The sequence below is a fragment of the Parapedobacter sp. 2B3 genome, from assembly GCF_041925275.1.
Taxonomy (GTDB): Bacteria; Bacteroidota; Bacteroidia; order Sphingobacteriales; family Sphingobacteriaceae; genus Parapedobacter; species Parapedobacter pyrenivorans_A.
The window spans coordinates 16,115-31,609 of sequence record NZ_JBHEUZ010000029.1; the positions used below are offsets into that span (position 1 = coordinate 16,115).

The window sequence follows — 15,495 nt, forward strand, 5'->3', positions numbered from 1 at the left end:
GCCTTTCCCTACTGCTTAATATTCTTCAGCTTCCCGATCGACAAAATCCGGATGGCATTGCCCTCTTTGGCAATGAGCTTTTCATCCTTGAAATCGGCCAGCATACGGCTGATGGTTTCGTTGGCGGTGCCGGCCAGCGAGGCGAGGTCATCACGCGAGATGCGGATGAGGCATTCATCATCCATAGCCCCGGCCAGCGTCTTCTCGGCCACACGGATGAGTGCATTGGCCACACGTTTGCGGACCGAGTCATAAGCGAAGGCCAATAGTTGGACTTCCTTGCCCCGGATATTGCCCGAAAGTAGCTTGATGAATTTACTCGCGATGCCGGGTTTACGGTAGAGCAACTCGAAGAAATGGTCGCGGTCAACCAACGCCAGCTCGCTATCTTCCAATGCCTCGGCATTGTCGGTATATTGCTGTTGGAGCAAGATGGCCCCATAGCCGAAGAAAGAACCATCCACATGGATGTCGGTAGCCAGCTCCCGGCCATCCAAATAAGACAGGAACCGGCGCACCTTACCTTTCCTAACGAAATATACAAACAGCGGGGTATCACCTTCCTGATAGATAAATTGCTTTTTCTTGTAGGTTTTTGTGCGCGAACGCTGAACGAGCTCTTGGAGCAGGAGCTCTTGTTCCTCCTCACTCAAACGAAGATCTTTAGGTATCTCTTTTTCAGACCCGAGTTGCTTGCGCTTTTTTAACCGGGTCTCGATGGCGTTCAGCAGCTCGATGTCGTCAAACGGTTTGGTAAGGTAGTCATCCGCACCCAACTCCATGGCTTTGCGCATATCTGCCCGCTCGGCCTTGGCTGTGAGGAAAATAAAGGGTATCGTAGCTACCTGTGGATGTTTAGACAGCATGAACAGCACACCGAAACCATCCAGCTCGGGCATCATAATATCGCAGAGGATGATATCAGGCAAATGCTTAAGCGCTAGCTCCACCCCGGTCTTTCCCTCCGGCGCTTCATAGACTTGGTAACCGGTCAATTCCAGAATTTCCTTGGTACCCTCGCGGATATCGTCGTTATCCTCGATGATCAATACGGTTGTTTGTTTAGTTGTTGCAGACATGGCTATGGATTGGCGTTACGGAATGCGAGCGTAAATACGGTACCTTTATCCTGCGCACTCTGGCAGGTTACCGTCCCGCCCATCAACGACACGTACCGTCGCACGATATTGAGCCCCAAACCGGTACCGGGTATGTTACCTGTATTATGGGCACGGAAAAACGGTTCAAATAGATTTTTCTGATCTTCCTCAGGGATTCCGATACCATCATCTTTGACAACAATCAAGCATAGATCGCCCGTGATTTCCGTATTGAACTCGATAAACGTGTTCTCGCCAGAGTACTTGATTGCATTTGATATCAGATTGATGATGCTGTTTTTCAACAGATTGGCATCCAGCGAAAACTTGCCCCCCGAGCCGGTATGCTGGTACACGATATGCTGGTTGGTCTTGCAGATAAGCTGCATTTCTTCGGTGATTTCTTCGGCAAGTTCCACCAAGTTGATCTCTTCGTTATTTGCCAACACCTTGCCCGCCTCAAGCCGCTCCAGCGAAAGGAAATCGTTGAGGATGCTGGTGAGCAACTGTACCGAATTTTTAATACGTCCGGTGTGCTTGAGCACATTGGTTAAATCGGGCTTCTCGGCGTATTTCTCAATGAGCGATGCCGATAATTGGACGGCACTGAGGGGTGTACGGAACTCGTGTGATGCCATGGATACAAAGCGCGATTTGAGCTGGTTCAGTTCCTTTTCCTTTTCAAGCGATTGGCTCACTTCCGATTTGGTTTTCTCGAGTTCGGAAACCAGCTTAATCAAGTCCTTCGTACGGTTGCTTACCGTGGCTTCCAGCTCTTCCATATGCTGGATCAGCTTTTCCTCTGCCTCTTTTTCCTTAGACAGGTCGTGCACAAAGCCGGTAAACGCCGTTTTGTTTTCGTAGTGCACTTCGCTTACGGCCAGGCGGAACGGAAAGGTTGTACCGTCTTTGCGCAACCCCCGTACTTCCCTACCAATGCCGATGATTTTCTTTACGCCGGTGGTCAGGTAATTATGGATGTATTGGTCGTGCCGGCTATGGTCCGGCTCGGGCATCAGCATCGACACGTTGTTGCCAATCACTTCCTCCGCATCGTACCCGAACAGGTTGGAAGCCGCGGGATTTATCGAATCGACGATACCATACCGGTCTATGGTAATGATACCATCGATTGCATTTTCGATGATGGCCTTGAGCAATCTTGAGGTATCCATCTACGACTTGGTCAGTTTTTTATATTTGATCCGATGGGGGGTTACGTCGCCCACCCGCTTTTTCCGGTTTTCCTCGTACTCGGAGTAATTGCCTTCAAAGAAATACACCTGCGAATCCCCTTCGAACGCGAGGATATGGGTACAGATGCGGTCGAGGAACCAACGGTCGTGCGAGATGATCACCGCACAGCCACCGAAGTTTTCCAGCCCTTCTTCGAGTGCCCTAAGTGTATTCACATCGATGTCGTTGGTAGGTTCGTCGAGCAGCAATACATTGGATCCCTTCTTGAGGGTGATGGCTAGGTGCACGCGATTGCGCTCACCGCCCGACAGTACACCGACTTTCTTTTGTTGATCGGCTCCGTTGAAGTTGAATTTAGATACGTATGCCCGCGAGTTGACCGGACGGGTGCCCAACAGGATATTTTCATTGCCTCCGGTAATGTTCTCCCAAACGGTTTTTTCCGGGTCGAGGTCATCGTGCAGCTGGTCTACATAGCCCAGCACTGCCGTTTCGCCCACGCGGAACGTGCCGGTATCGGGTTGCTCCTGCCCCGTAATGAGCCGGAAAAGCGTGGTTTTGCCCGCACCGTTGGGGCCGATGATGCCCACAATACCCGCGGGCGGCAGTGAGAAGTTGAGGTTTTCGAACAGCAATTTATCGCCGTAGGCTTTACTGACCCCCTGGGCTTCAATGACCACATTGCCCAAGCGCGGACCCGGGGGGATAAACAGCTCCAGCTTCGCTTCCCGCTCCTTCGTTTCTTCCGAGGCCAGTTTTTCGTAATTGTGGAGACGGGCTTTGGATTTGGCATGTCGGGCCTTAGGGGCCATCCGCGCCCATTCGAGCTCGCGCTCCAGGGTTTTCTGGCGTTTACTTTCGGTCTTTTCCTCCTGCGCCAAGCGCTTGGCTTTCTGATCGAGCCAAGAGGAATAGTTCCCCTTCCAAGGGATTCCCTCGCCACGGTCGAGCTCCAGTATCCATCCGGCAACATTGTCGAGGAAATAGCGGTCGTGCGTTACCGCGATGACCGTTCCTTTATACTGCTGCAGGTGCTGTTCGAGCCAATCGATGGACTCCGCATCGAGGTGGTTGGTAGGCTCATCAAGCAGGAGCACATCCGGTTCCTGCAGCAATAACCGACATAATGCCACCCGGCGGCGTTCGCCACCTGACAATGTGGCTATTCCGCGGTCCGGCTCAGGGCACCGCAACGCATCCATGGCCCGGTCCAGTTTACTGTCGAGCTCCCACGCGCCCGAAGCATCTATTTTATCCTGGATTTCGCCCTGCCGTGCCAGTAACCGATCCATCTCGTCGGCATTTTCATAGACCTCGGGCAGACCGAATTTCTCATTGATGGCTTCATATTCACGGAGCAATTCCGTGGTTTCGGCCACCCCCTCTTCCACTACCTCACGTACGGTCTTCGAGGTATCCAATGCTGGCTCCTGGGCCAAATAGCCCACACTGTAGCCGGGAGAAAAGACCACCTCGCCCTGGTAGGATTTATCAAGCCCGGCGATGATGCGCAACAGCGACGACTTACCGGAGCCGTTTAAACCGATGACGCCGATTTTGGCACCATAGAAAAAGGAGAGGTAAATGTTTTTGAGTACTTGCTTTTGCGGGGGATATACCTTGTTTACCCCCGCCATGGAGAATATTATCTTTTCGTCTGACATGTTTTGAGCCCTTTGCTATAAAACCAAGAAACGCAAAGATAGTCAGAATGGGGCAATAAATACTTTTATGCGGCCTGACAAAATGTTATCTTTGTATCAATGGCTTAATTGTTGATAAAAGTTACACAAATAGTAAAGGTACAAACGATATTTTTTCTACATTTATCGAATCCTTAGCATAAAAAAGAAAGGTAATACATTCATGGAAGCAAAATTTTCGCCTCGCGTAAAGGATGTGATTTCATACAGCAGGGAAGAAGCCATCAGGTTGAAGCACGATTATATCGGCACGGAGCATCTCTTGCTCGGCCTTATTCGTGAAGGGGATGGCATCGCCATCAAGATACTAAAACATACAGGGATTGATACGACGGAGTTACGCAAGTCTATCGAGGATGCCGTGAAGGGCTCATCGATGTCCCGGGCACCCATTGGCAATATGCCGCTTACCAAGCAAGCGGAGAAAGTATTGAAAATCACTTACCTTGAGGCAAAGATATTCAAAAGCGACGTCATCGGCACCGAGCACCTGCTGTTGTCTATCCTGCGCGACGAAGACAACATCGCCTCGCAGATCTTGCAGCAGTTTGACATCAACTACGACGTCTTCAAGGCTGATGTGGAGCAACATAAGGCAGGTATCACGGGCCAGGCATCGGGCTCTACCGCTGGCGATGACGACTTCAAGGAAGACGACCACTTCAGCCAGCCGAAAAAGGTTTCCGACATCAAGTCGAAAACCCCGGTGCTCGACAACTTCGGGCGCGACCTCACGAAGGCCGCCGAAGAAGGTCGGCTGGACCCCATCGTAGGCCGCGAAAAGGAAATCGAGCGCGTATCGCAAATCCTTTCACGCCGCAAGAAAAACAACCCCATCCTCATCGGTGAACCCGGTGTGGGCAAATCGGCCATTGCCGAAGGGCTCGCCCTACGTATCATCCAACGCAAGGTATCGCGCGTACTGTTCAACAAACGCGTGGTTACGCTGGATCTCGCTTCGCTGGTTGCAGGTACGAAATACCGGGGCCAGTTTGAGGAGCGCATGAAAGCGGTAATGAACGAGTTGGAGAAATCGCCCGACGTGATCCTTTTCATCGACGAGATACACACCATTGTAGGTGCCGGAGGTGCGTCCGGTTCATTGGATGCCTCCAACATGTTCAAGCCTGCCTTGGCACGCGGAGAAATCCAGTGCATCGGCGCCACCACACTCGACGAATACCGCCAATACATCGAAAAAGACGGTGCGCTCGACCGTCGGTTCCAAAAGGTGATGATTGAGCCGGCTACGCATGACGAAACGGTGGAAATACTCAACCGCATCAAGGAGAAGTATGAGGAGCACCACAACGTCAATTATACGGATGAGGCCATCGAGGCCTGCGTAACGCTCACCACACGCTACATCACCGACCGGTTCCTCCCCGACAAGGCAATCGATGCATTGGACGAGGCCGGCTCGCGGGTACACCTGACTAATATCCATGTGCCTCAAACGATCATCGACATTGAAGAGAAGATCGAAGAGATAAAAGTCGAGAAGAACAAAGTAGTCCGTAGCCAAAAATATGAAGAAGCGGCCAAACTGCGTGACACCGAGAAAAAGCTGCTGGAAGAGTTAGAAGAGGAGAAGACGGCGTGGGAAGCGGAAACGAAAACCAAACGGTACACCGTTACGGAAGATAACGTGGCTGAAGTGGTTTCCATGATGACCGGCATTCCTGTACAACGCGTCGGGCAATCGGACAGCCAAAAGCTGCTCGGCATGGCCGACTCCATGAAGGGCCGCATCATCGGGCAGGACGACGCCGTAAAGAAATTGGTCAAAGCGATCCAACGTACACGTGCGGGATTGAAAGACCCCAAGAAGCCCATCGGTTCCTTTATCTTCCTCGGCCCTACAGGTGTAGGTAAAACCGAATTGGCCAAAGAACTGGCGCGCTTCATGTTCGATAGCGAGGATTCGCTCATCCAGATCGATATGAGCGAGTACATGGAGAAATTTGCTATCTCCCGCTTGGTTGGCGCGCCCCCGGGATACGTGGGCTACGAAGAAGGTGGCCAGCTCACCGAGAAAGTACGGCGCAAGCCATACTCGGTGGTATTGCTTGATGAAATCGAAAAAGCACACCCCGATGTGTTCAACCTATTGCTTCAGGTATTGGATGAAGGGCAGTTGACCGACAGTCTCGGCCGGCGCGTGGATTTCAGGAATACCATCCTGATTATGACGTCGAATATCGGTGCGCGCCAATTGAAAGATTTCGGGCAAGGTGTGGGCTTTACCACATCGGCTAAGGCCGAGCAGGCCGAAACGCATTCGCGCAGCGTAATTGAAAATGCGCTTAAGCGGGCTTTCGCTCCGGAGTTCCTCAACCGGGTAGATGACGTGATTGTATTCAACTCATTGGATAAGGAACATATCTTCAAGATCATCGACATCGAGTTGAAATCGCTCTTCGTACGCATCGAAGCATTGGGCTATAGCATCAAGCTTACCGATGCTGCCAAGGATTTTGTCGCCGAGAAGGGCTTCGACAGCAACTTCGGGGCACGGCCACTCAAACGGGCCATACAGAAATACTTGGAAGACCCCATCGCAGAGGAAATCCTCAAAGGTGTGGCGGCCGAAGGGAATACGTTGGAAGTAGACTACGACAAAACCAAGGAAGAAGTGGTCGTCAATATCCAAGCGGGCGATGGTGGTTCTTCAAAACCATCGGATCTGGCAGAGGAAAAGAAAGACGATTAGTTTATATAAACAATTGGATTTAACATGCATCGGCCAGCTGACATCAGCTGGCCGATTTTGTTTTTCATGAAGATACATTAATCTTTCTATTGCTAGCACTCCTCTTCAATCGGCTCGATTTCGGTCGGAGCAATTGCTGCTTGCTTTTTCTTGCCGCCCCCCGCAACCATCTTTAAGAGCACCGGTGCCGTCGCCGCTACAACGATGCCTAAGATAACATATTCGAGATTGCGTTGTACCCAGGCGTTCTCACCAAGCAGGTAACCCAATGTGGTCAGGCTGCCTACCCAAAGGATCCCCCCCACCACATTGTAGAAAGCAAATTTCCGGATGTCCATCTCCACAATGCCAGCCACGATAGGTGCAAAGGTACGCACCACCGGAAGGAAGCGCGCCAAGATAATGGCAACCCCACCGCGCTTGTGGTAAAATTCTTGGGCCCGCAGGATATACTCTTTCTTGAAAAGCCAGTTATCCTTCATTTTCAACAACCGGTGCCCAAAGTATTTACCGCACCAATAGCCTACGAAATTGCCCAATATACCGGCAGCAGAAATCAACGCAATCCAATACAACAGGGTGAGTACCGAATCTACCGGACCCAATGTTAAATTGGCAATGATGATGCCTGCGATGAAGAGGATGGGATCACCGGGCAGGAAAAACCCAATGAGGATACCCGTTTCGGCAAAAACGATGAACAACAATAAATACAGGCCACCGTGTGTAACAATCCAATCCGGATTGGTTAGGTTATTTAAAAAATCGAGAAATGCTTCCACAAACTAATCCAAAATAATAGCAAAGAAATGAACGAATACTGGAAAGATGTTGTATAAAATCATGCCATAACCCCGTGGCCCCGTATCACTTTTTTGTTAAGGAAGTGAAATGTCATTGGGATGACAGAAATTGGCCATACCACCTACCCGAATCTTTAAGTATACGGAGCTGCGTGTCAAAGTCGATATGCACGAGACCAAACCGCGGGTGGTAACCTTCCGACCATTCGAAATTGTCGGTGAGTGTCCATACAAAATAGCCGTGCACATTGCCTCCTTCGCGTTTGGCACGCAGCACTTGGGCAATATGGGATTGCAAGTATGCTCGACGCTGATGGTCGTGCACCTGCCCGTTCGCTACCGTATCCGGGAATGCCGCCCCGTTTTCGGTGACATAGATTTTGGGAACGTTCGGATAGGCGCTGAATTTCTTGATCATCTCGTAAATGGATTCGGGGTACACTTCCCAACCCATGTCGGTGATGGGTTTTACCCCACGGTGCTTTGCCGGGCAAATCCTGGCCCGCAGGTAAGGCACAAAGAAGGAATGCCGCACCACCTCGCGTGTATAATTCTGGATACCGATAAAGTCAAAATCGAACGGCAACAGGGCATCGTCGCCTGGCTGCATGTATCTCTCCATTCCACCCAACGCCTTTAAATCCGCCACGGGATACCCCATGCCCAACAGCGGCTCGATAAATAGCCGATTAATCAACGCATCTGCGCGTTTGGCAGCCTCCATATCCCGCGGGCGGCTACTTGCGGGGTGGATGCTTGAGCACGAGAAGGTGCTGCCCACCGAGGCGGCCGGTATTTCCGATCGCAGCAATCGCCCCCCCTGCCCCATAGCCAACGCAGCATGGTGGGCGGCCGGGAAGAAGTTGCGCAAGCCCGTGAGCCCAGGTGCATGCACGCCGAAGAAATACCCGGCTCCAGTGAATACAGTCGGTTCGTTGAGCACCATCCAACGTTTTACCCGGTCGCCATACCGCTTGGCAGCACATGCGGCATACTCCGTAATCCACGACAACACGTCGCGGTTCGTCCATCCTCCCTTGTCTTGGAGTGCCTGTGGTAAATCCCAATGGTACAGGGTAATCCAGGGGGTAATGCCCTGCTCCAAACAATGGTCGATTAAACGATCGTAAAAATCCATTCCCCCGCCATGGGGCTTACCGATACCAGCGGGCAGTATACGGGGCCACGACAGGGAAAACCGGAAATTGGGGATATGCATTTGTTTCAAAAAGGCCACATCTGCTTGGTAGCGGTGATAGAAATCGCAGGCTACAGCCGCACGGTGGCCGTGTTTGATTTTCCCCTTCCGCTGGGTAAAGGTATCCCAAATCGACAACCCCTTCTCGTCGGCATCCCAAGCACCCTCGGTTTGGAAAGCGGCAGTAGACACCCCCCATTGGAAATCAGCTCCGAAGTCTGCCTTTACCATTTATGCGAACGTTTTGGGCACATGTGTTGCTAACAGCCTATCGATAATGGCCTGTGTGCAATCGGGATAATCTACATGGACGGTGTGCTTACTGTTGAGCCATGTTTCAATGGCGATGTCGTTCTTGGCCTTGAGGCTTTTTATTACGGGAACGCCCATTTCTTCGAGGGCCGCCGCATTGAGATGTTGTTCGTACTGGTTTTTCATCGGAATGACCAGTAGTTTCTTTTTCATGAATAAGGCTTCGGCGGGTGTTTCGAACCCTGCACCGCATAATACGCCTGCGGATGCGGCCATACTTTGTATGAATGCTTCGTTGGCAATGGGCTGTACGCGAACGTTGCGCATTTCGAACGAGGTTTTATTGTGCTTGGAAAACACGTGCCATCGTACATCGGGAAAACGCATCAATTCTTTGAGCAGCCGTGCGTCGTCATAAGCGGGGAGGTATACGGTGTAATGCCCGCCATCTGACACATCCAGCTGCCGCACCTGCTGGCGGATTACCGGGGTGAATATCCGGTGGTTGTATGGCCTGAAATGAAATCCATAGTTGATAGAAGCCGGTGCGTAGTTGCGCATGATAAATTTGCCCAACATATCCTGCTCTTTGGGTTTGGGAGCTTGCGCATCCATGGTAGCCGCTTGGTGGCTGAGACCGATGCATTCCTTATCGCGCAGATGACATGCCCAAGCCGATATAGGCTCGAAATCGTTGATTATCAAATCATATCCCTCAATCGGAACGGTATTTACTTCGTGGATAAGCCTGCGCACAGTCGAACTCATGAACGTCTTCCACAGGTCCACCCCCCCTTTTTTACCGAAAATAAAACTGAGGCCGTGCATCCGGTATTTAACGGGGAACGGTAACTCCAGATCGGCTTGGATACCACTAACCAACACGTCAACGGCGGCCCGCCGCTGCAAACAGGGCACCACATCCATCGCCCGACTAAGATGCCCATTGCCCGTACCTTGAACCGCATAAAGGATTTTCATATTGAGCTGTTAGACGTTAGATATAAGATATGAGACAACAGACACTCCGAAATCAACTATCCATCGTCAATGCCTAAACGCAGAGACCAAAAAACGGGAAAAAATACGGATTTTCAAACCCGACAACCAATTTACCAACTGTCTCATCTCAATTGCGGTATATATTTGAGACGAAAGACGGAGTTTACTGTGATGCTGATGTTAAAAATACGTCAACGATTTGTAATCTTTGGGGATATGGGTTAACTTTAACACATGTACCGCATCTACCTATTGCCCGTAGCGCTCCTGGCGGTTGTGTTGCTATCCTCTTGGGGGTTCCATGCACACAAGCTGATTAATCGGATGGCTGTTTTCACGTTACCGACGGACATGGCGGGGTTTTATAAAAATCATGTGGACTATATGACGGAGCACGCTGTGGATGCCGACAAGCGATGTTACGTGGATACCGCCGAGTCGCCGCGCCACTTCATCGATGCGGATGAATACGGCTCCCAACCGTTCGATAGCATTCCCATCCATTGGACGGCTGCCGTAGAGAAATTCAGCGAACGCAGGTTGTTGGCGAGTGGTATACTGCCCTGGCAAATCAACCGGAGTTATCATTCATTGATTAGGGCATTTAGCGAAAGGGATTTCAAACGGATATTACGCCATTCGGCAGACATCGGCCATTATCTCGCAGATGCCCATGTGCCGTTGCATACGACGAGCAATTACAACGGACAACAAACCAACCAAATAGGCATCCACGCGTTTTGGGAAAGCCGGTTGCCGGAATTATTTTCGGATGGGTACGACTTTTTTGTAGGCCGTGCGCAGTATATCCAATCGCCTATCGACGAAGCATGGCGCATCGTGCAGGAAAGCCATGCCTTGGTGGATTCAGTACTGGAAATCGAAGCGCGACTGAACGAGACGTTTCCCACTGATAGGAAATACGGATATATTACCCGAAACAATGCCCTAATCCGCACGTATACGGATGCGTATTCAACTGCATACCACGAGGCGCTGGATGGCATGGTAGAGCGGCGGATGCGGAGCGCCATCCAACATATCGGTAGCTTTTGGTTCTCTGCTTGGGTGGATGCGGGGCAGCCAGATATCCGGTCCCTGTCACAGGAATCACCGACCACGGATTCGATCCCTGCGCCCAACAAAGGCCAAAAGCTACTGGGTAGGGAAGAATGGCATTAGCGACCAACTAATCAATCAATGATATTAAATGCCGCCCTGACCGCATCGTAGTCCCGCAGGTCGAGGTTGGACAAACTTGCACTTACTCCACCCGGTATTAAAACATATCGGAATTGCACGGATCCAAACCCTAAATAAGGTGGAGTATGGTCATGTGTAAATCGCGTGATGAAAAGCCGGCCGGGTCTGGGAATAAAACTGACCGTATTGGGTCTCGATCCAGCACGGGCTGTGTAGGGCAACGTAAGCACCGTGGTCCCAAAGCGCATGTACACCTGTATCGCCCCATTGTCAATGATAGCCTGCGTCAACCGGGGAGCCGGGAGGTGATTGACTTTTAAATTTGTGCCATCGATTAACGTATCGCGTTCGGCTTGCTGGAATGAAATCCAGCCACTATAGATTACATTGGCCGTGCCCGCCGGACCTTGAGGCCCCTGTGGACCCGTAGCGCCCGTTGCTCCACGGGGACCTGCCGGGCCCTGTGGACCGGTAGCTCCCGTGGCTCCCGTGGCTCCGCGCGGACCCGCAGCGCCGGTAGCACCCCGTGCGCCAGTGGCTCCAGTAGCACCCGTGTCTCCTTTGTCGCCCTTGTCCCCTTTATCGCCTTTGTCTCCTTGTTCCCCTTGTGGGCCGATAGGACCCGTGTCTCCCTTTTCACAACCAGACAGGCTAAAGGTTACCAACCCAATAGCCAACATCAATAACCTGAACGTTTTCATAGCCATATTAATTTTGTTATTAACTGATTTGAAAACAAAGAAAAAAACAATCGCAGGGGACTGCAATACCTAAATTGGTGTATTTTGATGATTAACTAACGGGTAGAGACACTGGCAACGATATCGACTACCTTGGTGAGTTCGTCGAGCGATAAACTCCCAAAGCCCAAACGTATGCCACTGTATTTTTTTGATTGATATAGCAGGTAACGAGGCAAATACAAGTCTTTTCGCGCGCACGCTTCACGGAGTTGCATCAAATTATAATGGGGAGGCCATTTGGTCCATACGGCAAGGCCACCGGTGGGTGCCACCATGTCGATCATATCGCCCAGCCGATCGTCCAACAAGCGGACCAGGTGGTCACGCCGCCCCCGATATTCCCGGATGGCCTTTTTCAGGTAGCGGTGGATTTCCCCATCGGCAATCATTTCTCCGAGTGCAGATTCGGTAATCGTATCGCCGTACCGATCCATGATGCCCAGTAGTTTATCCATCTCGGCGACCAGTTCGGTGGGTGCCACGATGAACCCCGACCGGAACCCGGGCGCCATCGACCTGCCAAACGTTCCGACATAGACCACCATCCCCGCCGTATCTGCACTTGCCATCGGAAGCAAGGAGCTCCCATCATAGTGGAAATCGTAGTCGTAATCGTCTTCCAAAATGACAAACCCATACGTTACGGACAACTCCAGCAGCTCCACCCGCCGTTGGGCGCTGAGGGTTACCGTAGTGGGGTAATGATGGTGAGGCGTTATATAGAGCATCCGGATGGGCCTGCGCTCACAGAGCCGGCGGACTGCCTCAACATCAATCCCCTCATCATCAATAGGAACCGTAAGGATGGTGGCCCCTGCCTTTTGGAGAATCATGTTGGTGGCAAAATAACTGAGTTCGCCCACCACCACATGGTCACCGGGCGATATCAAGGTTTCGGCAACGATATAGATACTTAGCTCCAAGCTACGTGTTACAAGGATGTTCCGCTCGGAAATATGGAGCCCCCGTGTGAGGTTGAGGAAATTCACCAGGTTCTCCCGGTAATACGTACCCGCCAATGAGTTGGTATAGCCCAGCTTACGTTGGTTGCCTTTGCGCCTCATATTGGTATGCAACAACCGCGAAAGATAGCTTACATGCGATAGCCTCGGATCGGGCAATCCATCATCGAGCGCAAATGTAGCGGGGGCATGGTCAAAGGGGTTGTCCAACACGGCCCATCGCTTAAAGCGGAACCCTGCCTGTGCGGGGTATCCCACCAGTGCGTGGCTTTTACCGCTGGGAAGTTTGTGGGGCTGACCGTGCTTCCCGTTTCTCACAAACGCACCTCGGCTGGGCAGGATTTCTATCCACCCCTGTGCCTCCAGCTCGGCATAGCTGGCCACCACGGTATTGCGGTGCAGCCCCAGCAAACCGGCCAGTTGGCGCCCTCCGGGTAGCTTATGGCCCTCCATCAGGAAACCGCGCTGGATCGCATTGATCAGCTGGTGCGCCACCTGTAGGTAAACAGGTGTGGAGGCTCCACGCGTTACGTGGATGAAACTTCGGTAAGGCACTAAAACCGGACTATCCATAAAATAAAAACTGGCACCTATTGATGTGCCGGCAAGTTACGACTTTTGCAAAAAATCAATCAAATGAAACGATATTTTAAACAGGCACAGATAATTTTAGGGATATTTTGGTCTGGCTTGGCCGTTGCGCACGGCAACCCTGGCGGCCACCTTACCATGCAATCCTCGGATACAAGTGCCATACCGCTACGCGAGGTAATCATCACGGAAAACCGGATGCAACTGCCCTTTGCCAAACAGAACCGCAACATACAGATCATTGACAGGGCACAAATCGATGCAATGCCCGTCCGGTCGATTAACGAGCTGCTAAGCCACGTAGGCGGTGTGGACCTCCGGCAACGCGGACCCTTTGGCGCGCAGGCAGACGTTAGCATCGATGGGGGCAGTTTTGAACAAACGCTCATCCTCGTCAATGGCATCAAAGTATTGGATGCCCAAACAGGCCATAACGGACTCAACTTGCCCATACCGACCGATGCCATCGAGCGGATTGAAATCATACGCGGGCCAGCAGCCCGTATCTATGGCATCAACAGCCTTACGGGGGCCATCAACATCGTCACGAGGAAACCTACTGCTTCGGGCATATCGGCACATGTGTACACGGGCTCGGGGTTCAAGCGCGACACGGCAAACAACGGGGTTGTTTTCAACGGTCGGGGCATGCAACTCGGCACCACCTTGGCCGGCCGGGCAGGCCGCCATTCGCTGTATGGCAGCCATGAATCGGGCAATGGCTACCGCTACAATACGGCGTTCCGGAACAATAAGGTGTTTTATCAAGGCAATGTGGCTACCAATCGTACGGACGCCTTCTCATTGATGGGCGGCTACGTATCCAACGGGTTCGGCGCCAACGGGTTTTATGCAGCACCCGGCGACAAGGAATCGCGCGAGGTAGTTCAAACGGTTCTTGCCGCGATCGGATATCGGAGCCAACTGACCGACCGCCTTTCGCTGTCGCCCCGCGTTAGCTACCGTTATGGATACGACGACTACCGCTACTTCCGCCATGACCTGAACCGTGCCCGGAGCCAGCACCATGGCCATTCCATCAATACCGAGGTAAACGCAACCCTCCAAACGGGGGTAGGCGATATCGGGTTGGGCGTTGAAATGCGCAATGAAATCATCCGCAGCAGTAACATCGGCAACCATAACCGCGACAATTACGGCTTATATGCCGAGTTCAAAACCGAAAAAATAAAGCGGTTATTATTCAGTGCTGGCGCTTACGTCAATTACAATTCAGATTACGGCTGGCAGGTATTTCCGGGCATCGACCTGGGCTACGAACTGAGCGACCGATGGAAGCTGGTGGGCCACACGGGTATGGGCCAGCGCATCCCTTCATTTACCGACCTTTACCTAGACCAACGGCCGGGCAACATCGGCAACCCGCTGCTGCAGTCGGAAAGCGCTTGGCATGCGGAGGGCGGCCTTAAGTACACCGACAACCGGATTGTCGCCCAGATCGGATACTTCTACCGGAACATGGATGGCTTCATCGACTGGGTAAAGCTCTCCGCGGATGACCCTTGGCAACCCCGCAATTTCCAACGGAACCGCACGCGCGGGTTCACCTTTTCCGGCAATTACCGGATATCCTCCCAGCACCAGCATACCACCTGGATGGCCGGGCTCTCTTATACGTGGTTATCACCCGAATTTGAAGACAGCCAAAATGAAGGATTCCTTTCCAAATACGTCATCGAGAGCCTGCGCCACCAGGCCACGGCAAATTTACACGTTTCGTCGGGCAGGTTTTCGGCTACCGCGGCAGCACGGTTCAGCGAACGGATCAGCTATAAAAGCTATTTCATAGGAGACGCACGAATCGGTTACCGCGTTAAGCCGGTTGACATCTATTTAGACGTGCAAAATATCTTTGATGTCACGTATATCGAGTCGGCTGCCGTACCGATGCCCGGCCGATGGTTTAGTGTGGGGGTTAAATACGGGCTTTAATCGAGTAGGAGGAAAATAGAATAGTTTTCCTCCTATTCTATTTTCCGACCTCTCACACCACCCGGCATACCGTTC

The 15,495-nt window shown here is 51.9% G+C and carries 11 protein-coding genes; 3 read left to right on the forward strand and 8 right to left on the reverse strand.

Annotated features, from left to right (window positions below; translation table 11 throughout):
* Positions 1 to 8: 8 nt before the first annotated feature.
* From ACEVG1_RS19875 to ettA, 3 genes are read right to left on the reverse strand one after another with little or no spacing between them, the layout of a single operon-like run.
* Positions 9 to 1,079 carry a response regulator gene (locus ACEVG1_RS19875; RefSeq protein ID WP_374745478.1) on the reverse strand — a complete coding sequence of 357 codons (1,071 nt, stop codon included), beginning with the start codon at positions 1,077 to 1,079 and terminating at the stop codon, positions 9 to 11.
* 2 nt (positions 1,080 to 1,081) lie between these two features.
* Positions 1,082 to 2,275, reverse strand: a complete 1,194-nt coding sequence (locus ACEVG1_RS19880; RefSeq protein WP_374745479.1) for a PAS domain S-box protein — start codon at positions 2,273 to 2,275, stop codon at positions 1,082 to 1,084.
* A complete protein-coding gene (gene ettA, locus ACEVG1_RS19885) occupies positions 2,276 to 3,961 on the reverse strand; it encodes an energy-dependent translational throttle protein EttA (protein WP_374745480.1) in 1,686 nt (561 codons plus the stop codon). It lies immediately after the preceding gene.
* Between the two features lie 202 nt (positions 3,962 to 4,163).
* Here ettA and ACEVG1_RS19890 point away from each other — a divergent pair, with 202 nt between their 5' ends.
* Positions 4,164 to 6,713, forward strand: coding sequence for an ATP-dependent Clp protease ATP-binding subunit (locus ACEVG1_RS19890; RefSeq protein WP_374745481.1), 2,550 nt, complete (start codon positions 4,164 to 4,166; stop codon positions 6,711 to 6,713).
* Positions 6,714 to 6,805: 92 nt separating this feature from the next.
* Here the strand turns inward: ACEVG1_RS19890 and ACEVG1_RS19895 are convergent, their stop codons facing one another.
* The 3 genes from ACEVG1_RS19895 to ACEVG1_RS19905 all read right to left on the reverse strand — a co-directional run bounded on the left by ACEVG1_RS19895 (position 6,806) and on the right by ACEVG1_RS19905 (position 9,947).
* A complete protein-coding gene (locus ACEVG1_RS19895; protein WP_374745482.1) occupies positions 6,806 to 7,495 on the reverse strand; it encodes a DedA family protein in 690 nt (229 codons plus the stop codon).
* A gap of 112 nt (positions 7,496 to 7,607) precedes the next feature.
* Positions 7,608 to 8,945 carry a GH1 family beta-glucosidase gene (locus ACEVG1_RS19900; RefSeq protein WP_374745483.1) on the reverse strand — a complete coding sequence of 446 codons (1,338 nt, stop codon included), beginning with the start codon at positions 8,943 to 8,945 and terminating at the stop codon, positions 7,608 to 7,610.
* Positions 8,946 to 9,947, reverse strand: a complete 1,002-nt coding sequence (locus tag ACEVG1_RS19905; protein WP_374745484.1) for a glycosyltransferase family protein — start codon at positions 9,945 to 9,947, stop codon at positions 8,946 to 8,948.
* A gap of 255 nt (positions 9,948 to 10,202) precedes the next feature.
* Between ACEVG1_RS19905 and ACEVG1_RS19910 the strand changes: the two genes are divergently transcribed.
* A complete protein-coding gene (locus tag ACEVG1_RS19910; RefSeq protein ID WP_374745485.1) occupies positions 10,203 to 11,150 on the forward strand; it encodes a zinc dependent phospholipase C family protein in 948 nt (315 codons plus the stop codon).
* A gap of 11 nt (positions 11,151 to 11,161) precedes the next feature.
* On the opposite strand, the gene ACEVG1_RS19915 is transcribed toward ACEVG1_RS19910, so the two are convergent.
* Both ACEVG1_RS19915 and ACEVG1_RS19920 read right to left on the reverse strand, forming a co-directional pair.
* Entirely contained in the window at positions 11,162 to 11,878 is a 717-nt protein-coding gene (locus ACEVG1_RS19915; RefSeq protein WP_374745486.1) for a hypothetical protein, read from the reverse strand.
* Positions 11,879 to 11,967: 89 nt separating this feature from the next.
* Positions 11,968 to 13,449: a PLP-dependent aminotransferase family protein gene (locus ACEVG1_RS19920; protein ID WP_374745487.1), complete on the reverse strand. Its 1,482-nt coding sequence runs from the start codon at positions 13,447 to 13,449 to the stop codon at positions 11,968 to 11,970.
* 63 nt (positions 13,450 to 13,512) lie between these two features.
* On the opposite strand from ACEVG1_RS19920, the gene ACEVG1_RS19925 reads away from it, so the two are divergent.
* Positions 13,513 to 15,420, forward strand: a complete 1,908-nt coding sequence (locus ACEVG1_RS19925) for a TonB-dependent receptor plug domain-containing protein (protein WP_374745488.1) — start codon at positions 13,513 to 13,515, stop codon at positions 15,418 to 15,420.
* The last annotated feature ends 75 nt before the right edge of the window (positions 15,421 to 15,495 follow it).

Bases quoted from the DNA above. Each gene is read 5' to 3' on its own strand.
- ACEVG1_RS19875 (WP_374745478.1), bottom strand. From the start codon at position 1,079: ATGTCTGCAACAACTAAACAAACAACCGTATTGATCATCGAGGATAAC.
- ACEVG1_RS19880 (WP_374745479.1), bottom strand. From the start codon at position 2,275: ATGGATACCTCAAGATTGCTCAAGGCCATCATCGAAAATGCAATCGAT.
- ettA (WP_374745480.1), bottom strand. From the start codon at position 3,961: ATGTCAGACGAAAAGATAATATTCTCCATGGCGGGGGTAAACAAGGTA.
- ACEVG1_RS19890 (WP_374745481.1), top strand. From the start codon at position 4,164: ATGGAAGCAAAATTTTCGCCTCGCGTAAAGGATGTGATTTCATACAGC.
- ACEVG1_RS19900 (WP_374745483.1), bottom strand. From the start codon at position 8,945: ATGGTAAAGGCAGACTTCGGAGCTGATTTCCAATGGGGGGTGTCTACT.
- ACEVG1_RS19905 (WP_374745484.1), bottom strand. From the start codon at position 9,947: ATGAAAATCCTTTATGCGGTTCAAGGTACGGGCAATGGGCATCTTAGT.
- ACEVG1_RS19910 (WP_374745485.1), top strand. From the start codon at position 10,203: ATGTACCGCATCTACCTATTGCCCGTAGCGCTCCTGGCGGTTGTGTTG.
- ACEVG1_RS19915 (WP_374745486.1), bottom strand. From the start codon at position 11,878: ATGGCTATGAAAACGTTCAGGTTATTGATGTTGGCTATTGGGTTGGTA.
- ACEVG1_RS19920 (WP_374745487.1), bottom strand. From the start codon at position 13,449: ATGGATAGTCCGGTTTTAGTGCCTTACCGAAGTTTCATCCACGTAACG.
- ACEVG1_RS19925 (WP_374745488.1), top strand. From the start codon at position 13,513: ATGAAACGATATTTTAAACAGGCACAGATAATTTTAGGGATATTTTGG.